Raw genomic sequence first — 22,176 nt, 5'->3', positions numbered from 1 at the left:
TACACCGAAATAACCATGAGGCGATTGTCGTCACGGCCTGTACGTTGAGTCTGTGAAGACAGATATGGTTCAGATCGTCCTGTTCTGTCGAACGACTCAATAAAGATCAACTGCGTACTCAATCTGGATCCAGTGAGGCTCACGTCTTCACTGTTGAGGCCCGAAAAACAAAATGGGCTGTCGACGCCCGAAACTATCTACCTCAAGGATGACGTGGGGCACCTCAGACTGTCACCCGACCATAGCGCAAGTCTTGTGAACTATATGGTGTATAGAACGTCTAACAGATCGAATCAAGGACGGCCGCTGAGCGCCTCCAGAGATCATCGGCTGTCGCCGGTATCAATACGGTGTTCGTCGGTTCGGCGATCTCCAGTCCCCCACGGCACGTTTGCAATCGTACTTTTGGTGTGGTGTTGACACGCTCGACCGTAGTGGTTGAAACAAGTAACACCGCCTATCTGCCAGTTGGTATGCTGATAACGAACTATGGTGGGATCGAAATCTGCGACAGACAAAATATCAACTATACAATATTTCTCAATTCGATGTTTCTCACCGAAAGCGCAAGCTATCACTAAGAGGCCTACCGCTGCTGTCACAACTGCCGGATCGATACCCTACAAGAGGTACTCTCTTGGCTCGCGCTGGATTGACGTCCACTTGGTCTGAGTGAGTTCGTCAATGAGCCACTTGCCGTTATATCGCCCCATTCCAGAATCTTTCATTCCACCGAATGGGACGTGAGGTTCGACATTGACGGTCTGGTCGTTGATATGGACCATTCCGGCCTTAATGCGGTCGGCAACATCACGCGCGCGGCCACGATCAGTAGAGTGAACAGACGCCGCAAGCCCGTACTCGGTCGCATTTGCGAGTTCGACGGCTTCCTCGTCGTTGCTGAATGGGATAACTGGTGCAACAGGACCAAAGTGCTCGTTACACGCAGCACTCATATCGTTGGTGACGCCGCTGAGGACGGTCGGTTCAACGAACAGGCCGTCGGTATTGCCACCCACTTCGAGAGTCGCACCCTCTGCAACCGTGTTCTCAATATAGTCAATAATCTCGTCACGCTGTACCTCGTTGATAATCGGTCCGATCTCGACGTCGTCGTCAAGCGGATCTCCGATCTCGAGTTCGGCGGCCCGCGTTGCGAGTCGGTCGACGTACTCATCGTAGATTGACTCGTGAACGAGATGTCGGTTAATTGATATACATACCTGGCCTTGATTCCAGAAAGAGCCAAAAACCCCGCCGTCGATGGCGTGATCAAGGTCGGCATCTTCAAGGACGACATGGGGATTGTTACCGCCGAGTTCGAGTGCAGGGAACGCGAAGTGCTCGATCGCGTTTTGACCGACCTGCTTTCCGACCGGTGTTGAACCAGTGAAAGCAATGACGTCACCGTTCGGATTAGACGCCACTCGATCGCCGGCCACGGAGCCGTCGCCAGGTACGACATTGAGGACGCCGTCAGGCAGTCCTGCCAACTCGAATAGCTTGGCAAGGAGGAGCCCACCGGAGATTGACGTTTCACACGCGGGCTTGAGAACGACACTGTTACCCAAGGCAATCGCAGGCGCAACCGCTCGGATCGAGAGCTTTAGCGGAACATTCCACGGCGAGATGACGCCAACGACGCCCACGGGCTCTCGCTGGATAATATTCTCCTTTCCAGGAATCTTCGACTGGTTGTGCCCGCCCGAGGAACGGAAAGCGAAGGAGGCGGCATCGTGGACGAAAGTGACGGTACCTCCGTGTTCGATGTCCTGGCGGGGCTTTGCCGCACCGCTCTCGACGGCCAATATCTCGCGAATCTCATCTTCGTACTCATCAATCAGGTCCGCCGTGCGTCTAACGACCGTTGCACGTTCATCAGGCGTTGTCTCCGCCCACTCGGTCTGGGCGCGCGTCGCTGCCTCGAACGCCCGATCGACGTCCTCAACGGTAGCCGCCGGGACAGTTGTGACCGTCTCACGGGTTGCGGGGTTTTGTATGTCGATCTTGTCCCTGTTTCCGGGGTCTACCCACTCGCCGTCGATGTAGAGTGCGTTCCACGACGCGTCGATGGAAATATCTTCGGCTGTGTCTTGCTGAGCCATCACATCGTATTATACTTTCTACAATCAAAAAAATATCGGTGCCGGTAGCCCGTTCCGATCTCATTTTGAATGGGGGCCGGTATGTCCCGTCAATCGAACTCTTCAACAAGTTCGATTCCATATCCGTCTGGGTCCTCAATAAACGCGACGCGAGCGTTCGCTCCATCGGAGGTAAGCGGTCCTCGACGAATAGGACAGTCGGTTTCTTCGACAATTCGCTCAAGTTCGGCATCCGTGTCGTCAACGGAAACCGCAACGTGATCGAACCCGGACGGCTCGGGTAGTTCGCGATCCGGATGGTACTTGAACTGAAGCTCTATCTCACTATCCCCCGCGACGTACACGTTCTTCGCACCGTCACCGCTTTCGAACTCTCGGGTTTTCTCAAGACCAAGCACATCGACATAAAACGACAGCGTCTCATCAATATCGGATACCCAAATTGCGCTATGGATTACATCCATGAGCAATTGTGTCACTTTCAAGTGCATAAAATCTCCGATAGTCACACTATTCAGCCGGAAGCGAATCGAGACTGAATCGTCCCGACGTTACACCTGCGAGAAACAATACGTACATTGAGCGGTATTATTAAGTAACAAGTCCTGGAATGGGTACTCGATGACACTTAGTCGATCGAACAAGGATAACTTCGCAGAAAAGCTCCATACGGCGATTGAGTCAAGTTCGCCGATCGAACCGCTGACTGAGACCGAACCATTCTCTGTCGACGAGGCTTACGAAATCCAGTCACGGCTCGTCGACCGGCTCGTAGGTAACGGTGAAATCACAGGACACAAACTCGGGCTGGTCAGCGAAGCCAAGCAGGAACAACTCGGGATACAGGAGCCGATCTTCGGCTACGTCTCCGAGGACACCGTTCTCCAAGACCGGACAATTCCGACGGACGAGATGATCGCTCCGCGGATCGAAGCTGAGATTGGTCTCGTTCTGAACAAGGACGTTACCCCCCCAGTAGCGACGAGGGATGTACTGGACGCAACCCGTGCGGTCGTTCCCGTTGTCGAAATTCTCGAGAGCCGGTACGCCGGCTGGTCGATCCCAAGTGCACAAGACGTTATTGCCGACAATACCTCCGCCGGCCGCGTATTTGTCGGCGAAACGTTCCGCGATGTAACCGACATCGATCTCGCTATGGAGAGCGTCGTCGTTTCTGTCAACGGAGAAGTTGAAGCGACCGGTGTCGGTGCCGATATCATGGGCCATCCCGCACGCGCCGTGTCGTGGCTCGCCAATCGTCTCGCCGATGTCGATGAACACCTTGAGGCAGGCGAGCTAGTGATGACCGGCGGGATATCAGCCGCAATCGACATTGAGCCAGAAGATGTGTATCATATCGAGTTCAGTAATATCGGCTCTATTGAGCTCCGGGCCGAATAACTGAATACTGTCGACCCTTGTGTTTTTTAATTGAACTAATATTCGCATCTCCTGATCAGCGCGGACCTTTAGTGAGGAATTCCATCATATACTCTGGGCCTGGTGCCTTCGTGTGCGCTGTAGAGTTGACTCGGGAGTGTAATATTATTTGATGTAAACATCTATTTCCAGTATCAAAACATAGGTAGCGATCGACATTCGTATACTTGGCGACAGCGATGCTGATTTGCTGTCGGTCATCCCAGAGTTGTAGGTCTATATATTAATTCACATGGACATAAGATCATATAGAATCCAAACATCGTAGTTGATCTCGTACTAATTGTCGAAGTGGTACTCGAGTTTGGCGATCCAATACAGGACCTACAGAAATTGCTCTTAGGACTGGCAAGCGAAGCTTCGAATATATTGCCTCGGTAATACGATGAAGCCGATCTGGTAGATTACACTGTTACCGTGTACAAAATTTCGCTCTCAGAAAGAAGAAATATATTATTCTCTGTACCAGCCATTCTAGAGAGGTGTGATCGTCGTACTTCTCGAATGATCTACGCTGCGGTCACGATCCCATAGTTGAGTTCTTAGTCGTAAGCTACACACGGTTGTGTGCGTCAAAGTCAATCTATTAATTTTCCCATGTGCCCAGTCCCCGTGATGAACTGTCACTACCCTTCTTTTCGTTAAATATAAATACTCAATTAGGAGTATTTCACCCAAAGCAACTAACTTTGAAAACAAGTCGGTGGTTTCGAGCGAACTACTAGAGCAATTTGTTACACCAGCTATGTGCCGTCAGCCCGGAACGTAACTGAACCAATCGAGCCGAACTCAGTGGTGATGACATCACCCTCGGAAATATCAATAGCGGGCGTGAATGATCCACTCAAAATCAATTCACCTTGCTTAAGTTGTTCGTCAAGGTCATCGAGCGTATTCACCAGCCAAGCGACGGCACGAGCTGGATGTCCAAGAACCGCTGCACCAACGCCGGACGACTCAAGAGTACCGTTGCGATACAGTTTCACTCCCTCCAGTGAGAGGTCGATATCTTCGACATTGTTGGTCTGGTCCCCAGTGACATACAGCGCCGACGACGCGTTGTCGGCGATTGTATCCTGAATTTGAATGTCCCAGTCGGTTACTCGGCTGTCAATTACTTCGATAACCGGTACAATGGATCGAGTTGTTGAGAGCACGTCGAGATAAGTGACCGGTGCCTCAAGCGCCTCATCGAGTATGAATCCGACCTCCGGTTCGACTCGAGGTTCGACGAGTTCGCCGACGGGAACTGTTCGGCCATCGACGAACATCGTGTCCAGCAGCCGGCCGAAATCCGGTTCATCGACGCCAAGTTGCTCTTGAATTGCCTCACTAGTTAGACCGACCTTGTGGCCGACAATAGTGGCTCCCTTCTCGACGTGGAAGTCGATGAGCCGCGACTGGACATCGTATGCATCCTCGATACTCAGATCATGCTCCAACGTGAGGCGACCAATCGGTTCACCAGTTTGCTGTGCTTCGTATAGTGACGCAGCGAGCTTGTCGCGTGTCGTCTCGTCAACAGACATGTCCAAGAAATTGCTCTCCACGGATAAATACGTTCGGCCTCACTTTCTTCATCATAATCTGGTTGGATTTTTGTATTGTGGAGCGGAATAGATACTATCAGACATGATATGATTAGTTCATTTACATTAAAGTTAGAATATATTGAAAGCCACTCAAACTGGATTGCTCTTTCCCCTATGGTTGATACCTTGCTTATGAGATTACCACTTTAGCTCTCACATCGATAGGACGTTCCGATGGTATTTATGAAGTGAACCAGTCAGTCACTGTTTTCAATACCTAAACGCAGATTCGAGTATTAGAAGTGGTCCGGCAGCGATAGACACCTAAAGGGGAAAATTCGAAATATACATATATGAATAATGCGCTATTTATGTCAAAATTATTGTTCTATAGACTGATATTTTCACTTTCATAATTATGTCCTGGGTCACAAAGGAACGAGATCTTTAGTTACAATAGTACCTTTGTAATTCTAGGTTATCCGGCTCATAGGTGTTTAGCACGGACTAATTTCGGTACTGTGTCATAGGACACATTCAGCGGACGCGATATGACCAAGCAGCAGACATCGAATATGACTCTTAAGCATGGGGTCCACTGTGAAGTCCATCCTGTTGCCTTCTGCTGTCATAACTGGTTGGTAGAGTCTGTGAAAGTGAAATATATCCATCAATATCGGCGTCGACTGATCTTGGGAACACACTGCAATTCTACTAAACTCACAGTTGATTCTCGAAGTCACAGTCTTCGGACGGAAAGGAACTGACCCAGACGCTGCATTCCTTCATAGATTGACCGGGAAACACGATATCTCCGAAACTATGCTTCTCGTCAATGGATACAACTATCTGACTACCCTCACTCGATTTAGATTGAGCGATCAGTTCGACTATATCGATTGAAACCTGATCGAAAAGTCGTTTTACACCCTCAAAATACGAGTCGACTACATCCATAACTCCTGGATCAGCAATCAGATGAGTGCTAGGAATTGGACATTTCACACATTACTATAGCACACGGTGACCTCACTAGTCACGCAGCGTATAGACACCAGCGGGGGTGCCAAACCGACAGTACCTTTGAGACCGTACATTCTGTAGGATGTTATGTTCCTACTATGTGTCATATGAGTGAATTCGGAAAATGAAATACAGTTCCATTGAAGGCTCACGTGTGATAACGACCTCACCAGCTTTCAACGCGACCTGCTGTACGTAATCGCCAGGGCCGATCAGCCGTCCGACTAGGACGTCAAGGATGAAATCGAGGTATACTACAGCACGGTGATTAATCACGGCCGTCTTTACCCGAATCTCGACACACTCGTCAATAAGGAGCTGACTGAGAAAGGGCAACTCGATCGGCGGACGAACTACTACGCCATTACCGACACAGGGTTAGAAGCGATTGAAGAACGGCGTGAGTGGGAAAATTAGTACGTGGATGTATAAGCCGAGGTGTTTCGCTCGTATTGTCCGTTCAGCTATTTCTATGATTTTTCGGAAAAGACTTATGACGGCAGAATAGCCCCATTGGAGTTGGGACTGACGACACGCTTCCACATTTCGTTACCATCGTGGGGGAAAGGCGTGCCATCGAACTACGAAATCACTGTCAACGGCGATATCGAACTTGTCGGTGCCAACCCGCTCGAGGAAGCAACAGTCGTCACAGATCACGCTGCAGAAGGCACAGTCGAAGCTGGCGTGATGCGGTTCCGGTTCTCCGGCGAAATGGCAAACATCCACGTTGTTGACTGGAACGGGGTTGCCCACCGGAATCACCGAGCACACCAGACGTCCGTATCGACTACGGTGTACCTGCTCGGAACAGCAGTAGCTAATCGGATGAGATCGCTGCGGGCGACTGTAGCCGAGGTAGATATCATCGAGCAGTAGTCGCCACCGTTTCCGCACGCTGTTCCCGCGAACAACTCGAGCAGTGCAGCCGCAGTCGCTTAGAGGATGCCAGCCGAGAGACAGTGCGTGCGCTGATCGACGTGTGACGTCGCCAGCACGATAAATGGTAGTCGCGTAGTCGCCCAAGGGTAACGCAGCGGAGAACGGAGATCACGTCCCTCGAGAGATCACCCAGAATGCAGCCAGTCGACAGCGACTACCCACTCTCCCGCGACAGCACCGCCGACTCGTCGACGCCGACGAGACCGAACTCGAGGAACAGATTCGGACCGTGATCGTGAACGAACTCCGCCCGCTGAAGACGCTGGTGCCGGTCACCGACGTCGAACAGTCGCTTGCGGACTACCTTCTGAGGATCTCTTACTGACGACTCTCACGACTCGTCGAGTTCGAACGTAGCCTCAACCGCTTCGGTAACGACCACAGACGAGGGCTGGAAGTCGGTGTCGAAACAACTGTCCAACGCATCTTCGACGATCGACTGCATTCCACCGTCGTCTGTTCCAGCAGTCGTCACAGCCACCACGTCACCGACGGTTCCGCCTTCAGTGGAGGCGATCCGTTCGGCACGTGTTCTTGCACGGACGACCGCATCCGCAACAGCATCGTTTCGAAGTGCTGCAACCCTCTCATCTGGGAGTTCGAATTGAGCGTTCAAAATAGTCCCTCCAGCTTCCATAGCGACCGTCGCGACCTCTGTGACACGGTCGGGTTGACAATTGACAGCTAACTCTCGAGTGCCACGGTACTTATCTGGCTCAGCTGGCTCGAACTGTTGATCCGGCGGCTCAACGCGGTGGGACGTTGCTCTGATTTGGTCTTCGGTAATGGGTCCGCCAACGAGTTCACGGACGATCGTTTGGGCACGATCCGTGACTGTCGCGTGAGCACCCGTCGCTGATTCGGCGTAGCCCTCCGCGGTTATCTCGACAGTTGCGTTCGTTGGCTGCTCCTCGGTTCGGCCTGTTGCAGTCGTAGTGATCGTTCGTTGGGTCATGAGTTTGGCACGACAAAGTGGACTCTTACTCTTTTCGCCTTCTGCTCGTGAACACATCCATGGATCGGTCGGTAATTGGTTCTGTCAGGAGCCATCGAGCAGCCGTGTGCCAGTTCGGTTCGGGAGATCAAGTGCTTCGATCTTCGATATAACGGCGTTGACGTCGTACTCGACGCGCCGGAGTTCGACATCGTTGGCTTCGGTATCGAGAATCGCGTAGGCTGCAGTGGGGTTTCCATCACGGGGTTGACCGATGCTTCCTGGGTTGACTATCACGCGGCCGTCGATCGTCGCTTTGTGCTGAACGTGGGTGTGTCCAAGGACGATTCCTTCGTGACCGTCGAGATACGGTCGCATTTTCGGGAAGTCCATAGGTAGAACATACGTCCCAACCTCCTCCGGGTCCGGATGACTGTGGACCAGCTGAAACCTGTCTCCGGCGAATGCGGTTCGTGGGGGAAGTGAGTCAAGCCACGTCAACTGGTCGTCGCTGAGTTCGGCTTCTGCGTATTCGAGGCCGGCCTTTGCCATGGGATTGCCTGCGTATTGCTCAGGCGTCTCGATAGCTCGATCGTGATTACCTTGGACGGTCACCGCTGCGATTTCTCGGACACGCTTGACACATTCAGCAGGCCACGGATTGTACCCGACGATGTCGCCGGCACAGACCACTTCGTCGACTGGTGGACAGTCGTCGAGTACAGCTTCGAGAGCCGGCAAGTTCGCGTGGATATCCGACAGGAGCGCGACCTCCATGCTCGCAAATTAATACGAAGGCTGATAAGTATTTACTCTTGAGAAGTGGATTCGGTACTTCTCGAACGCCGATCTGTGAGCTATGCTGAGCCCTGAAACAGCGGGAACATCAATAGAATCAGTACCTCACAAAGCATCACCAGTTAGCCTGACCTGAGTCACCTGTTCTGTCGTGATGAGTCGTCGATAGCGGTTGAACAACACTAATCGGAGACGGAGCTGTCGCTGTCGGCGGCGGTCCTGGTCAGTGACTACCGGTGGAACCGGTCGTCAGGTGGCCGGTTTGCGGGGACGGCCCGACGCACCGCGAGGGCCGTCCACGCAGCCCGGCGAACCATGTTGACGAACTCCTTGTATGGCCACCACCAGAGGCGACGCCCGCCTCGGCGAGGCGTCGCCACGTATTCGTAGTGCAGATACCGCCAAACGTTCTGTAGAAGCAGACTCACTACGACGTACAGCAGTCTGACCGTCGCGTCTCGCGTCGTTGTCGTCGCTATCGCTTGCTCGGACAAGCGATAGCTCAACTCGATGCCGAAGCGTTTGCTGTAGTGGTATCGAGCGTCGCGTGGTGTCTCGATGAACGGCGCGTCAGCGGCGTAGCCGTGACGCGCCACGCCCTGCTCGTCATATCGTCCATTCAGGTACGTACAGTCGATGTAGACGGGAAACTCGACGGTTCAACTGTGACCGTCGAGTTTCCCTGTCAAGTCATGTTGGATGACGCGACTCCACCCTTCCGAGAGTTCCTGCTGAATCGCCTCACCCCACCGGATGATCGGGACGACGTAGGCGTAGTTGTGCGCCTGAAGCAGCGTGAGACACTTGCTGTCGTAGAATCCGCGATCAAGGTAGACGGCCTTGACCTCGGTGTCAAGGCCGTCAAGCACACCGAGGAACTCAGCGAGGACACTGCTGGCGGTGTCGCCGTCTTTGAGACGGCGCACCGCCAGCGTGTAGTGTTTGTTCCGCACGCGTGCGTAGAGCGTGGCGTAGGCGTGGAACGAAGTGGTTCCTCGCTTTGCTTCCGAGTGGTAGAGGTCGTCTGTGTCGTCTTCGTCACCGTAGTAGGGTCGCAGGAGAAGGTCTGCACAGACCTCCACCTGCTCGGGGAGCAGTTCGACGATCTCCTGCCGAAGGAGTGTGTTAGCGACTCGTTCGAGCCGTTCCGGCTCGAACTTCGTCCGCAGGTGATAGAGGATCGTGTTTGCAGATGGCGAGTTTTCACTGGAGTTGCATAGCGTCGAGATCAAGGTCCCGTCGGCGGTTGCGCCGACGAGGACCTCGTAGATGTCCTCTGGGTCGATTTCAGCGTTGTTGGCGAGGTTCAGAGAACTTCCTCGTCGAGTCGGTTGACGAGGAAGTTAAGGAGCTGGTCTTCGTGTATTTCACTGTCTGTTTGCTGCTGGTGTTTGGACACATCTTCAGCAAGCAGACGTTCTAACTAACCGGCTTTGTGAAGTACTGACTCTTGGGAACCCCACTCGTCACACCGCGAGACCTCAACTTCGATTTCAAATCACATCAACATGTTCAAATAATGTAGTAAATGTTGTATCCATATGGTTTCAAGGAGAAACCTCTTTTCGACACTTGGTGGCGCTACAGTTATCAGCCTCTCTGGTTGTCTCGGTATGTTTGACAACGGAGAAGATGGGGGAAACGGAGAAGATGAAGGAGAGCCTGAAGAATCAGAACTATCTGAAGAAGATTATCCTGCAGGACTGTCTGATGGAAACCTCGATGCAGATGAATTCTTCAACTCGACACCTGTTATGGTAGGTGGAGTTTCTAATCTCAAATATAAGAGAATGGAACGGAATAGCGAAAATGTAAACAATACCGTTGGACTTGACTTTGATGAAGAAGTCCGATATTCTGAGAGAACGGTAGATGGAACCCGTTCAGAAACCTACACTGAATTTGATGTCGGCGACCAATACACACGTGTTGAAAGCGAGAGTGAAGAAGGTGAAGCAGATAAACGCCTCACAGAGCTAGGTGAGGAGTTTTTTATTGATCCCCTTGTTCACGCGAACTATATCGAACATAAGGTCCTGATGTCTTCCATGGATGTGTCGGACCACTGGGTTGAGGAAGATAATGAAACAGATGGAAGACTCCTTGTTTACGAGGCCGAAGAGCCAGATGATGACCAATATCTAACTCTGGAAGGAACCGTTAAAATCCATGAGGACGGGTTTATCCGTTTTAGCGAGTATGTTTATACTGAATCTGGTGAAGAAGAGGAGACGTATACTTCGACAAGTTACATTGGCATTGATTCAACCACAGTTGAAAAACCAGATTGGGTTGACGACGTGAAGTAATACGGTGGTGATTCTTGCTTATCTCGGAAGGTGTCATAGAACTCTTGCCGAGGTATTTATTTCAACAATCGTGTGGTCGAACCAGACGTTAGGTAGGTCTGCATATTGAACACCAACGATTCTGCCAGCTTCGATAGACGTTCTTCGCGGCGTGCTGAATAGAGGGCGCGAAGGTGGCACGAGATTTAGCTTGATCTGCGAACGGGAAGATCGGTCAGTACAGACGGCTCAGTTACCGCTCACTACGCTCGCGGTGCCTTCGCCGTACCGCAGAGAGACGCGCTGTCGCGCGTCTCGAACACTGCGCCGGCCGATTCAGAAACTGCGAGCGAAGCGAGCAGTTTGCATCTCTACTGATCGTTGCGAACGATTCTATGACACGCTCTAATATCTCAACGTTCGGGAATCCCCACGCTTCAGTGCGGGGAGGATGTCAACTGTACAAATCGGCACTCAACAATCTCTACGACAAGATCAACGAACGTGGACGCAAGCGCGTCGAAGAAAAATCGGCGTAGAATCGACGAATGAAGCTGGTCATCGACGCCAACGTCGTCATCTCTGCACTCATCGCAGATTCGAAAACGCGGGAACTCATCGTTACACTTGAGCCGGATCTCCTGACGCCAGCGTTTGTTCACGACGAAGTCGAGAACTACGAAGACCTGATCGTAGAGAAATCCGGAATGGAACCAGATCGAGTGGAACAGTTTATGCCTTGTTGAACGCAAGACAGCGTCAGTCAATTGCGACGGCGCCCATCGAGCGTTCGCAACCGCTTAATCCGCGCGCTGGTTGAGGGATGTGTCGCAGGCCGCCACATTAATACTTGCCGGATTGGATCTCGTATTGCGTTGACAGCGGGTTTTACAAACGGTTCGACGACCCATGACTTCGATTTGCTGTTGTCACCCGCGGCGTCGCAGTTGGATGACCACTGTTGATTGGATCTGTTTTCGGACTGCCGATTGCCGAACTCCGAGACGTTCTCCCGCCACATATCGAACTGGCCGACAAAAAAGCGTTCGAACCAACTTTCTTCGCCGGGTTCATCGTCCGAACAGGTAACCGAGAGCGACTGGGGGACGATTCCGAGCGTTGCGCTCGCGTCCAATCGTGCGTCTCGTTTCGGACGATCGCTTCCGTCGAGCGTCTCGAGGGCGCTTGCAACCGCAGCCGGATCGCCGACGAGTTGGCTCGCACCACGATCGGCGGCATACTCGCGAATCTTTGCGAAGAGCCCGAGCGTAATTGCATTTATTCCGAGTAGCAGTCGGGCAACGGGGCCTACGATCAAAAAGCCCATTGTAATCACAACAAACGGGATAACGAGGAGGGGAAAGAGCATCAGTCCGAAGGCGGGCCCTAGCCTGGCGACGAACATGACCATCGCGACGAGTACCCCCCGAATCGTACGTTCGCGTTCGAGCAGCCGGTCACCGATTGCAACGATCGCGGTAGCGGCACTGACGACCGTCAGGTCCCGATTCACGAGGTGAGCAATCTCGTGAGCCAGCGCTGCATCAAGCTCGTTGTCTTCGAGCGCCTCAAGTAGCCCCATTGTGACCACGATTGTCGGAGAACGTCCGGTGCCGACGGTGAAACAGTTCGGGTCGTCGGAGTCGATGACGGCGACCGATGGAACCGGAACATCAGCTTGCTTCGCCAGTCGTCGAACTCGAGCGCCAACGTTTTGCGGACCGTCACCATCGATCAGCTCGAGATCAAGTCCGGAGATAGCCGTCCGCGAGCCATAGTGTGCCTGTACGACCACGAGAGCGACTGCACCGACCAGCACTGTTCCGAGGGTGGCTGGGAACCCAGGTTCGAGACCAACTCCGCGGCCGCTCGCGGACAGCATTCGGTGGCCGCTCCAGACGAACACCGAGAGAACAAGGAGGTTGACGCCAACTACCAGCGCAAGAGCGGCAACGATACGGGCCTGGAGGCGTCGGTCCGGCATCAGCGACATAGCTTATTGGTCCTGTCACAAACTCGTCTAGAGTTCGCCTCTGGTAGCGTCAGCTGACACCTCCATTGTCATGACTGTTTTGGCTGATCGCTCGAGCAGTTCGTCGGCGAGAGTGAGCGGGGTCTGGTTTGAATACTCGTTTCGAAAGCGTTGGCTTGAGTCCCCAGATTCGAATAGCGTACCGACGTAGCCAAGATGCAGAAGTGACGCAGACCACTCCATCGGCTCTCCTTCGGTCAGGAAATTCATCACGAGACCAGCAGTTAGCAACCCAGGAGAGATGTCTGCCTGCTCCAGATCCCATTCAACGACCTCATCAATTACTTCAACTAATCCACAGTCCTGATAGATGGCATGAATTACCGGCAGTGGACCGGGTACGAAGGTTTCCAGCCCATTGGTCTTTAGCTAAGCTCAGTAGTAATATTAGCTTCTAGATTATGCACACCACTATCAGACACGGGAAGAGTCATGGCGCGGACTCTGGTGTTGCCAATATCGGCCGGTACGTTCTCCTCAAAAGCGCTATTTTCGACTCATAGCCGATTTGAGAGGGTGGAATTTGGGCAGACTGTGTTACCTTCCACGGGGTTCACCGGCGCTGAACCCCGTGGAAGAGTGCTGGCGACGACTCAATCAAGCACTCGGCAACCGCCTGTTCGACACGCTGGATGAACTTCAGGAGGCCGCACTGACCGCGCTTGAAGACATCGAACCGCCGAAAGTCTTCACGTACTTATGTCCTTGAGTATGAAAAGCGGGAAAAGCGGACAGTCCAGTTAGTGCGAGGCGTGGACGTGTTCACGCAGCGACTCTGTGTCGTCGAATCCCTCGCTACAGACGCCGCAGGTGTTGTGGTGGAGTGGAAGGTGCTGTGTAAGTGCTGCTGCGGTTTCGAACTCTTCGTCACAGTTTGAGCAAGTGAATACCATTGTATTGCTAACTTAGATGCTACCACATAAAAAGGGTTGTTATATTTCACACAATACTTTTAGCAGTGTTTGTTAAACTAGGTGTGGAATTTTATTGGTGCCCCCAGAGGTTCGACGACGACACCGTCGAGAGTGTCATACAGTGGTTCTCAACGATCATCATTCACACTCTTGGTTCTAAAAGAAAATTGATATTGACTAGACTCACTGGGTTACGCACGAAATGGGGATCGTATAATCGCCGGGTAGAGGGTGTGAGACGTATTCTATGACAGGCTCGTACAACTCTTACTTTCGAATTTCGTCGATCGACTCGGCGACGTCTTCAGCCTGGATATCGCTGTAGGCGTTGTGGGTCGTCTCAATGGAGTTGTGCCGTAGCGCCTTCTGTGCTAACTCCGAGTGGCCTTGCTCGTACAATTCAGCCCCGAGTGCTCGCCGAGCACCGTGGGGTTGAAGATACTCCGCATCGCCCTCGAGTTCGATCCCGGCCTCGTCGGTGAGTTGGCGCATGATCTGGCGGCCGGCTTCTTTCGTGATCGACGGCGGCGCGACCTCCCGATCCCGGAGAATCGAATCGATATCGCTGCCGGGTGTGGGGCGATCGCCCGTCGCGGCCTCGACGGCGTCGTACTTGCTCGCGGCATGATCGGTCGGGAACAGCGGCCAGTCGTCGATCGGCGGCTCTTGCACCCGTGCGAGTCGATCCAGTGCGTCGTGGGCACCCTCGGTGAGCCCGACTGGTTCGCGTTCGCGGGACTTGCCGAACACCTCGAGTCGGCCGCGCTCGAGATCGACGTCATCCCACCGCAGGCCGTCGCGACGATCGTCGTTCGGGTCGCGAAAGCATTCGGCCCCGCGGAGTCCGAGTTCCGCGAGCAACACGACGATGGTTCGGTCGCGGTAGGCGCGTTCGACCGGCACGTCGATTCGGTCCTCGCGGGCCATGCGGATCCGTTCGTCGACGTACTCGAGAATGCGGGTGCGGTGCTCGCGGGTCCAAAACTGGGTGTCCGACGTCGACGTTGGTTCGGGAAGGAACTCCTCGGCGGACCATTCGTCTTTAGCTAAGACTGCTGGTTATACTCCGTGGCGAAATTATGCTTAATGGTATTAGTCGAACGAATCTAGCGGCTTAACCGCTGATGCGGCTGAGAGTCAACAGTACAGATAATGCAGAGACTGCTTTTTCGCCCCGCAGCGGTCGTATGATGACGAAATCCACCTCCAAAACGGTGTTATTCGGTATTACTCTGAGTATTAGCTAAAGACGGATGCGTGTGCCTCCTGGTCAATCCCATAGTAGAATTCGACTGGCTCGTCAGGTCCCGTAGAGACGACGAGGAACTCGAACGTCGGTGGTGCAGTGTCTACCCGTGGATCCGCCCGGTTCCAAAAGCTCGTCGACGCTGGGTTCGAGAGTTTGTGAAGGCTCTCCAACGTAGCTGGAACGTCCGTTCGATGAATGGGTTCGGACGACGGTGTGATCTTCAGATATTCGTTGTTACTCATCGTCCGGTTCACCTCCGTGCTTACCGCCATCGGTCTGTGGTGGAGTCGATACGTGGTGTGTGGTTGCTGGATCAGTATTCATAGATAGCTCTGAGATTGTGTCTGCTGAACGGCCTGGTAACTCAGTCTGAGACTGTGCTTTCGGATCGAAGTCGATCACAGCCGTCTCGTCTTCCATTGCTCGAACTTCGATTCCCCGCCACTCACCGTCGACACCAACGAGTGCCTCCGAATAGCCCGTCCGGTCGTTGCCGGGAACGGCCTCCTGGACGAAGCGCATCTGTGCCGAGTTGAGGCCGAACTCGTTGGCCCACTCGCGGTCCATCCCGTCGAGGTGGTGACGAGACTCGTGCTCCCACCGAGACTTCCTTCCTGCTGGGCGAGGTCGAGATAGATTACCTTCTCGTCGCGGATGTCGAACTCTGTCTCTCGGCCCAGATTCTCGTACCGGCCGTCTTCCGCGAACGGACGCAACTGATCGATAAGCCACGTCGCGTCTTCGCCGATCTTCGTCGCTTCTTCGTCTGTCCGTACGACGTACTCCGTCGGCGTCTCGACCATCTCCTCGAGGATATCGAGGACGTCCCGCATCGTCGGGCTCTCGTTATGATGAGTCGCGATATCGTCGGTGATTCCGTTGCGTGAATATGCACGCTCAATCGCAGTCTCCAACGTCGTGCGGCGGTCACCGAGTGTGATTCCCCGGAGTGCGAAGTAGTTCGAGAGGAAGCTCATCACGCTATCGAGCTTTTCGCGATATGGGCTGGCGTCCTTCCCCATCGCCCGCTGAACGCGCTCGGGAGTCGGCTTGATCTCGAGTGGGTTCAATCCCATCTCCCCGCCGATTGTGATTCGCTCACCACCGAGGGCTTCAGCGACGCCGGCCCAGTTATTGAGTGGCTCGAGGATGATCCCAATTCGATCCTCGCTTTGTTCGATCGAGCGGATGAAGTTCTGCTTCGAGCCGAACGATTTCCCAGAACCAGGGTCGCCGATCGTGAACATCGCATAACCGTTCTCTCGAGCGAACGGATCGATGACGACCGGGCTCTGGTTCTTCCAGTGCACGCCGAACTCGACGCCGCCATCCTCGAGGATCGTGGCGTTGTGTGGCGACGCGAGCAACGCACCGACCGCACCGCCGAGTGCTGTGGCCTCTCGACCGAACGGGTTGGGGCCGATCGGGGCTGCAGCTTGGATAGCGAGGTCTTGCTTACAGATGGCCGTCTTCGGCGAGAGTCCAGCGGGTTGCTCACGAAGCCGGCTCCGAACTGTCCGGACGGCGTCACGAAGTTCGTCACATGACTCCGCTCGAACCGTGATGAACATGCCTTGCTCGAACACCCGACTTCCATTTTCGACGCTTTTGTACGTCGACAGCGCCTCGTTGGCTCGCTCCTGAAGATAGCTCCCACGGACTGTACTCTCGAGATCAGCATCGGCCTGGAGGTCGTCAGCCACTCGCTGGAGTTCGTCTCGAGCTTGCTGCTGGCTCTTCGGGGTGATATGGACCGTCAGATCGAACTCGACGTCCGTGAGCTCGAAGAGTTCGGTCAGATAGCCGTCTTTCGGGTAATCCGGATAGTCCGCGATGTAGAGTGTGGAGGTCCACTGATCACCGACTCGAGCGGTCCGTGTATCCCACTCGATCGCCGCCGGTGCGATGACGTGTTGATGCTGTTCAGCGATATCGTCGAGGACCTGACCTTCCTCGAGACCGTCTTCCACGGTCGTTTCCTCGAGAAGATCGATCAACTCGACTTCTTCGACGTCTTCGGCTCGCCAGTAGTCCCATGCGATCTTCACAAGTAGCGTGACCAATGCTGTCACCCCAATGTAGACGGCGAGTCCGGCCTGAGTTTCTGAGTCAGGAAGCGACCCCTGGACCTGCTCAACAATCGAAAGCGGGAGCATATCGATCATTGATCGACCCTCCGTTGGTGGTCAACCGTTGGATGATCACGGATTGCATCCGCGCCGTCATCGTACTCGTGTTCCTCGCCGTTCCAGAAGTCCATCGAGAGGACGAACAGTTCGACCGTCGTCAACCGGTGGGCAGACCACCCTGATGCCTTCTGAATGAACTCCGTCTGGAGACCGTGGCAGCGGTTCTCGAGTTTCTCGAACATCGCGGCTCGAATCTCCGCGTCGGTCATGTCGTTGCGACGGGTCACGAACGGGTTGAACAGGAAGCCAACCACCGGAAACGAGGTGAGCTTCTCTGCAGGAGATTGTTCGTCCTGATACCGGTCGTAGACCTCGAAGGGGTCGACTTCGACGCCGATGAAATACCGTACCTGCTGGGTCCCCTCGAGGTCTCGCGGACGTTGCTCGCGATACTCCTCGAGTAGTTCTTTGAAGATCGGATTCTGCTTGACGTCACTGTCGGTGAGCCGCCCATCGATCCTGTCGATCAGTTTCTCGACCGGGAAAGACCGCGTTGTGGCGTGGAATTTGAGTGTGAAGTCGAGTTCTTTGTTCGCGAATTCTTCGCCGAGTTGTTGGATCTGGGCCCAGTCGCCGGACATCGCGAAGTCCATGTTCCCGGGATCAATCTCGAGGTAGGCTTCCATCGCGCCATCCGAGCGCTCGATTGCACCGGCACCAGGCCACGCTCGCTTGATGTTCGTGAGATCTTGTGTTCGTTCGTCCGGTTTGAACGGCGTGTAGCTCACAAGCCCGCCTTCGGTACTCGCTTCGGTGGAGTCTGCTGTGGCCTCCGTGCTGTACGTAAACCGAGGCCGCTTGCAGTAGTGGCGGTAGACGTCCCCCAGCCACGTCGACGCCGGGAGATGATTGGGTGACGCGTAGACGATCGACCCACCAAGGACGACACCGAGTAAGACGAACGGTAAGATCGCACCATCGAGCCCTGTGAGGCCACCAAAGAGGAGGCCAGCGATCGGGAAGCCAAGGAGCACATAGACATCTCCTTCCTCGATATTCAAGATCGGTATGCGACTCTCTTCACCCAGTTCGTCCATGATTCGACGGCCAGCTGCATCGTGATCTTGCGTCATTCAGTAGTACCCCGGATCGTTCTCGGTGCGACGGTACGCCGGGACGCCTTCCTGGCCGTACGCGTCTGTCGCAACGTTGTCGTGGTCGGTTCGTCCTCCGCTGCCGCCGCTCGAGTTTCCAGACTGTTGGGATGAGCCACCGCCTTGGCGCATCTTTGACGCAGCCGTATAGCCAGCAGCTGCTTTCGGTCCCCACGCCGCAGTCGTGGCTGCGGCAGCAGGGCCTGCAACAACACCGGCCCCAACGGCTGCGCCAGCTGTTACTGCACCCTTGGTCGTCGCTCCGATGATCTTCGTGGTCATCGGACTGGCGTACTTGAACAGCTTCCAGACGATGAGGATCGAAAGGAGTGGCAGCGTAACCGCGATAAGGTAGCTCAGGAACGAACTATCTGGAATTAACGCCGAGTCAGTTCCCTCGCTGAAGAGCAGTTCGTAGCCTTTGAACAGCAGTGCTACTGGGAGCGGCATGATTGCGAGTGGTACGAACTTCATGCAGACTGTGCGGGCGATGTGCGATACGACGGGGAGGTTTCCGTAGGCCAGCGCGATACCGATCGGGATGGCGTAAATCAAGATGTACAACAGAATCTCCCGAAGGAAGAACAGCGCCTGCAAGATCCACATTGCCATAGCACCGACCCCTGTAAGAAAGAGCGCAAGAGCTGGGTTCGATACGCTCAATTCGAGCAGGTTGACCATAGTGTTCGTTACTGTCGAGACATCCGGAAGGAGAGCAATAGTGAAGCCATCAACGAGATAGAGAGCTAACACAGCGATCCAATACCACGTTACAATTAGGAACGCACCCGTCCAAGCACTGCGCTTGGCCTTTCGCGTCTCGTACGCACTTCCGATATTGAAGATTCGGATCGTATGCCTTCCCTGGACACACATCACGAGCAACAACAGGGAAACGAGCATGATCTCCCCAGCAACGAGGTTGCTGTGAATCTCTTCCCACGGTGTGTTCGACGGCTGACCGAACACGAAGGCACCATCCGTCTCTGGTGTTGGCGTGCCGAAAACTTGTGCTGTTACGGCTTCATATCCATCTGTCAACCCCTCCTGAAACCATTCGATGAGCTTGTCAACTGCGTCTTCGAACCACTTGATCCCGATATCCGAGAGTGACCACGACATTACGAGGACCTCTCAATTTCTATCTCACAATCATCGGGAGCAGTAGCGAAATAGTGGATAACGTAGTCAAAAGCGAGATTTATGTCATGGCTTGTAGAGAGACGAACGGTGAACTGACCGTCCTGACCAACCGAATCGCATTTCGATCGTGTGTTCACTGACGAAAAGGGTAGAGCGTTACTGTATATCAGGACTGTCTCCCCTGCATGGAGATTTACTGCCTCTGCATCCGATCCAAAGTCGTTCTCTGGATCGTAGATCCCACTCTCGCCCGCCTCATCGTAGCTCTCAGGTGATGGGAACGGGACATCACCTTCGAACCGAAGCGCGGTAGCTGCAGTTGGTCCAGTTCCTCGATTCGTCACAGACAGTATCGCCTCCGATTCCGTACGGAAGTCACTCGCACCCTCGTACATCTCCTCGGGATACTCTCTGGCCAACCGGAACTCCGTTAACTCGAGGTCCGGTTCAAGCGAAACCTGTACTGTCTCGACTGTCTCGTCGTCGTTGATACCGAGGAGTTCGTACTCACCTGGTGGATAGTCCGTTCCAACCTCGATGGTCGTGTGAGACACCCCTGATTCAATCGCTCTCTTGGCAAATAGCTCGCCAGAGGGGTCAACGACGTTGAGTTGGTCGATCGCGTCTCGCTCGAGTTCGATCACCAGTTCGAGTCCGTCAACATCGACGCTCTGGATAACATCTCCAGCACCGTCAGCTGACCTGTCGTCACCGCCATCGCCCGAACTGGTGCAGCCAGCGAGTCCGGTGGTGATCCCGGCAAGGATACTTCCAAGAGCTGTGCGTCTGTGTATCGTGTTCTGTTTATTTGTCATAACGTATCTCTCATTTGTAGAAAAGTGCCAATTCGCTTGGCAGCGTACAGCGCGACTGCAAACGGGAGTGCATAACGAACAACGTCGACTAAGAGCGTGAACCAGCCTGTCGGCGTCGCCAACGGATGCCACGTCTCTGTAGCAGTATCACCGAGGTATGCTGGGCTGTGTGACCGCCACGATCCGGGGTGATACTCTGCGGTGTAGATTCCGGGCTGGGTGACGGTCACCTCAGCAGTACCGGTGATGTCCGTTCGGACCTGCTGATCTCCAATCGTGATGTAGCCCTGGCGCGATTGGTGACCAATAAGTGAGAATCGTGGGAGATCAAACAGGTTCTCGAGCATGATCGGCGCTCCCGTCTCTGTGTCACGAAGTTCGACCTGGAGCGTCACAGCGGTGGCATTCGATTCGATGATCTCAACGGAGAGATCGCTCTCACGGATCTCTCGTTCTGAGCCACCATCGGGTTCGACGATGTCTGCGGAGACACCGCGAACGATCCCATCAACAGCGATTGCATCCCGATCGATGTCCTCGTAGCGAAGGGCAAGTCCGTCCGATCGCGTGTAGGCCTCAGAAACCACCTCGATATCGACGTTCTCATGAATCGCCGGCTCAGGCGAGGAACTCTCTGTTCCCCATACCTCGAGGATATTCGGCCCGTCTCGAATTGGTTCTGTTCGCGGGCCTAATTCGGACGGGTACGCGTGGACGTACACTGGGAGTGAATCAGAGTTGACCGTCTCTCTGCTCGCTCGAGCCGAGTGAGTGAGTTCGTCCCAGCCGGTGTCGCGAGCGGTGTAGTATCGCCACACACCACGGACCCTGGCTTCACCATCGTCTGAAAGCGTGTAGCCGTGCCACGGTTGATCCTGGTAGATCGCAACTCCGCTGTCGCCGTTCGGATACGATGCATGATAGACCGTGGCCTGCAGATCGTAGACTTCGACGTCAAGATCCTGAGAAACGGTTACTTGATCAGTGACTACCTCTGTTTCGTTTCCGAGATCTTGCTCGACTCGAGCACTGATATCCGCCTCGAGTGTGAGCGTTGCCGACCCACCGTGGTCAAACGCATACTCGAAGGTGGGTGTCTGCGTACCTCCAACGGCCTCGATGACGTCGTCATCGCGCAGGAGACGGACTTCGTCGATACCGTGGTTTTGGACTGACGAGTTACTATCGAGACGGACTCGATAATCGACAAATCCTCGCAGTGTGCCTTCTGGGGCGATGTAGTGAACCGTCTCGTTGGCGTCAAGATGTGTTCGGGTCGATGGCTGAATTGCGAACGTCGTTGCATGGGCATCGGCGATGAGTACTGAGTCTGTGATATCTGCATGCGTGGGATAGACCGACGTCTCCGTGTCACCGCCCTCGAGTGACTCGTAATCGTATGCTGTCCAACGTTCGGCCGTGTCTGGTGGCTCTTTGAACGTTAGATCCGTGCAGTCTCCGAGTTCCTGCATGGCTGTTCGCGATTCGTCATAGCGCTCTGCGTACTCGGCCTCGCTGAGACATTCGTTCGGAGCCTTCGACCACAGCGTCGCCGTCTCATTGACGTCCAAATCACTCTCGTCGGTTCCCGGTCGTGGTGGATTCTCAGCACTCACAGCCACACCAGCGAACGCGAGCGTAACGACAGCAAGAGCGACAACAGCAACCACGACGGAGG

14 protein-coding genes and 6 pseudogenes are annotated in these 22,176 nt (G+C 54.2%); 6 read left to right on the top strand and 14 right to left on the bottom strand.

The annotated features are described in order from the left end of the window. Positions 1 to 620: 620 nt before the first annotated feature. On the bottom strand, positions 621 to 2,105 hold the full coding sequence (locus tag RBH26_RS17205; RefSeq protein ID WP_306759612.1) for an aldehyde dehydrogenase family protein: 1,485 nt from the start codon (positions 2,103 to 2,105) through the stop codon (positions 621 to 623). 89 nt (positions 2,106 to 2,194) lie between these two features. Continuing rightward, complete coding sequence (locus RBH26_RS17200) at positions 2,195 to 2,569, bottom strand: VOC family protein (RefSeq protein WP_306759611.1); 375 nt, start codon at positions 2,567 to 2,569, stop codon at positions 2,195 to 2,197. Between the two features lie 157 nt (positions 2,570 to 2,726). Between RBH26_RS17200 and RBH26_RS17195 the strand changes: the two genes are divergently transcribed. Then, the gene (locus tag RBH26_RS17195) at positions 2,727 to 3,506 is read left to right on the top strand and encodes a fumarylacetoacetate hydrolase family protein (protein ID WP_306759610.1); all 780 of its coding nucleotides are present in this window, start codon (positions 2,727 to 2,729) and stop codon (positions 3,504 to 3,506) included. Positions 3,507 to 4,288: 782 nt separating this feature from the next. Here the strand turns inward: RBH26_RS17195 and RBH26_RS17190 are convergent. Further along, a complete protein-coding gene (locus RBH26_RS17190; RefSeq protein ID WP_306759609.1) occupies positions 4,289 to 5,074 on the bottom strand; it encodes a fumarylacetoacetate hydrolase family protein in 786 nt (261 codons plus the stop codon). A gap of 1,212 nt (positions 5,075 to 6,286) precedes the next feature. Here RBH26_RS17190 and RBH26_RS17185 point away from each other — a divergent pair. Both RBH26_RS17185 and RBH26_RS17180 read left to right on the top strand, forming a co-directional pair. Next, a pseudogene (locus tag RBH26_RS17185) lies at positions 6,287 to 6,517 on the top strand (helix-turn-helix transcriptional regulator). Between the two features lie 95 nt (positions 6,518 to 6,612). After that, positions 6,613 to 6,924: pseudogene (locus RBH26_RS17180) on the top strand (hypothetical protein). Positions 6,925 to 7,373: 449 nt separating this feature from the next. Here RBH26_RS17180 and RBH26_RS17175 read toward each other — a convergent pair. The 3 genes and pseudogenes from RBH26_RS17175 to RBH26_RS17165 form a co-directional block, all read right to left on the bottom strand. Further along, entirely contained in the window at positions 7,374 to 7,997 is a 624-nt protein-coding gene (locus RBH26_RS17175; protein ID WP_306759608.1) for an SIMPL domain-containing protein, read from the bottom strand. A gap of 84 nt (positions 7,998 to 8,081) precedes the next feature. Beyond that, a complete protein-coding gene (locus RBH26_RS17170) occupies positions 8,082 to 8,753 on the bottom strand; it encodes a metallophosphoesterase family protein (RefSeq protein ID WP_306759607.1) in 672 nt (223 codons plus the stop codon). A gap of 251 nt (positions 8,754 to 9,004) precedes the next feature. Next, positions 9,005 to 10,173: pseudogene (locus RBH26_RS17165) on the bottom strand (ISH3 family transposase). A 142-nt stretch (positions 10,174 to 10,315) separates the two neighbouring features. On the opposite strand from RBH26_RS17165, the gene RBH26_RS17160 reads away from it, so the two are divergent. Continuing rightward, positions 10,316 to 11,083, top strand: coding sequence for a hypothetical protein (locus tag RBH26_RS17160; RefSeq protein ID WP_306759606.1), 768 nt, complete (start codon positions 10,316 to 10,318; stop codon positions 11,081 to 11,083). A 527-nt stretch (positions 11,084 to 11,610) separates the two neighbouring features. Beyond that, positions 11,611 to 11,799 (top strand): annotated as a pseudogene (locus RBH26_RS17155) (PIN domain-containing protein); the annotation flags it as partial. A gap of 26 nt (positions 11,800 to 11,825) precedes the next feature. Here the strand turns inward: RBH26_RS17155 and RBH26_RS17150 are convergent. Beyond that, positions 11,826 to 13,055, bottom strand: a complete 1,230-nt coding sequence (locus RBH26_RS17150; protein ID WP_306759604.1) for a M56 family metallopeptidase — start codon at positions 13,053 to 13,055, stop codon at positions 11,826 to 11,828. Between the two features lie 571 nt (positions 13,056 to 13,626). Between RBH26_RS17150 and RBH26_RS17145 the strand changes: the two are divergent. Continuing rightward, positions 13,627 to 13,803 (top strand): annotated as a pseudogene (locus RBH26_RS17145) (transposase); the annotation flags it as partial. Positions 13,804 to 13,834: 31 nt separating this feature from the next. On the opposite strand, the gene RBH26_RS17140 reads toward RBH26_RS17145, so the two are convergent. The 7 genes and pseudogenes from RBH26_RS17140 to RBH26_RS17110 form a co-directional block, all read right to left on the bottom strand. Continuing rightward, complete coding sequence (locus RBH26_RS17140; protein WP_306759603.1) at positions 13,835 to 13,987, bottom strand: C2H2-type zinc finger protein; 153 nt, start codon at positions 13,985 to 13,987, stop codon at positions 13,835 to 13,837. A 288-nt stretch (positions 13,988 to 14,275) separates the two neighbouring features. Further along, entirely contained in the window at positions 14,276 to 14,935 is a 660-nt protein-coding gene (locus tag RBH26_RS17135; RefSeq protein WP_306759602.1) for a site-specific integrase, read from the bottom strand. Positions 14,936 to 15,491: 556 nt separating this feature from the next. Then, positions 15,492 to 17,422 (bottom strand): annotated as a pseudogene (locus RBH26_RS17130) (transferase). Then, positions 17,419 to 18,519 carry a hypothetical protein gene (locus RBH26_RS17125; RefSeq protein ID WP_306759601.1) on the bottom strand — a complete coding sequence of 367 codons (1,101 nt, stop codon included), beginning with the start codon at positions 18,517 to 18,519 and terminating at the stop codon, positions 17,419 to 17,421. Before RBH26_RS17125 ends, RBH26_RS17130 begins: the two are co-directional and overlap by 4 nt. Beyond that, positions 18,520 to 19,662 (bottom strand): hypothetical protein, encoded by a 1,143-nt coding sequence (locus tag RBH26_RS17120; protein ID WP_306759600.1) that lies wholly within the window; start codon positions 19,660 to 19,662, stop codon positions 18,520 to 18,522. Next, complete coding sequence (locus RBH26_RS17115; RefSeq protein WP_306759599.1) at positions 19,662 to 20,498, bottom strand: hypothetical protein; 837 nt, start codon at positions 20,496 to 20,498, stop codon at positions 19,662 to 19,664. The genes RBH26_RS17120 and RBH26_RS17115 overlap by 1 nt, the downstream gene beginning before the upstream one ends. Next, positions 20,495 to 22,168 (bottom strand): hypothetical protein, encoded by a 1,674-nt coding sequence (locus RBH26_RS17110; protein WP_306759598.1) that lies wholly within the window; start codon positions 22,166 to 22,168, stop codon positions 20,495 to 20,497. Before RBH26_RS17110 ends, RBH26_RS17115 begins: the two co-directional genes overlap by 4 nt. Positions 22,169 to 22,176: the final 8 nt, after the last annotated feature.

It is taken from the genome of Natronolimnohabitans sp. A-GB9 (assembly GCF_030848565.1).
Taxonomy (GTDB): Archaea; Halobacteriota; Halobacteria; order Halobacteriales; family Natrialbaceae; genus Natronolimnohabitans.
This window is presented reverse-complemented; position numbering and strand designations above follow the sequence as displayed.

What these genes read in the sequence shown, in the direction of transcription:
- RBH26_RS17190 (WP_306759609.1), bottom strand. Translation starts at nt 5,074, where the DNA reads ATGTCTGTTGACGAGACGACACGCGACAAGCTCGCTGCGTCACTATAC.
- RBH26_RS17170 (WP_306759607.1), bottom strand. Translation starts at nt 8,753, where the DNA reads ATGGAGGTCGCGCTCCTGTCGGATATCCACGCGAACTTGCCGGCTCTC.
- RBH26_RS17200 (WP_306759611.1), bottom strand. Translation starts at nt 2,569, where the DNA reads ATGGATGTAATCCATAGCGCAATTTGGGTATCCGATATTGATGAGACG.
- RBH26_RS17195 (WP_306759610.1), top strand. Translation starts at nt 2,727, where the DNA reads ATGACACTTAGTCGATCGAACAAGGATAACTTCGCAGAAAAGCTCCAT.
- RBH26_RS17125 (WP_306759601.1), bottom strand. Translation starts at nt 18,519, where the DNA reads ATGACGCAAGATCACGATGCAGCTGGCCGTCGAATCATGGACGAACTG.
- RBH26_RS17120 (WP_306759600.1), bottom strand. Translation starts at nt 19,662, where the DNA reads ATGTCGTGGTCACTCTCGGATATCGGGATCAAGTGGTTCGAAGACGCA.
- RBH26_RS17135 (WP_306759602.1), bottom strand. Translation starts at nt 14,935, where the DNA reads ATGGCCCGCGAGGACCGAATCGACGTGCCGGTCGAACGCGCCTACCGC.
- RBH26_RS17150 (WP_306759604.1), bottom strand. Translation starts at nt 13,055, where the DNA reads ATGTCGCTGATGCCGGACCGACGCCTCCAGGCCCGTATCGTTGCCGCT.
- RBH26_RS17205 (WP_306759612.1), bottom strand. Translation starts at nt 2,105, where the DNA reads ATGGCTCAGCAAGACACAGCCGAAGATATTTCCATCGACGCGTCGTGG.
- RBH26_RS17175 (WP_306759608.1), bottom strand. Translation starts at nt 7,997, where the DNA reads ATGACCCAACGAACGATCACTACGACTGCAACAGGCCGAACCGAGGAG.
- RBH26_RS17140 (WP_306759603.1), bottom strand. Translation starts at nt 13,987, where the DNA reads ATGGTATTCACTTGCTCAAACTGTGACGAAGAGTTCGAAACCGCAGCA.
- RBH26_RS17160 (WP_306759606.1), top strand. Translation starts at nt 10,316, where the DNA reads ATGGTTTCAAGGAGAAACCTCTTTTCGACACTTGGTGGCGCTACAGTT.
- RBH26_RS17115 (WP_306759599.1), bottom strand. Translation starts at nt 20,498, where the DNA reads ATGACAAATAAACAGAACACGATACACAGACGCACAGCTCTTGGAAGT.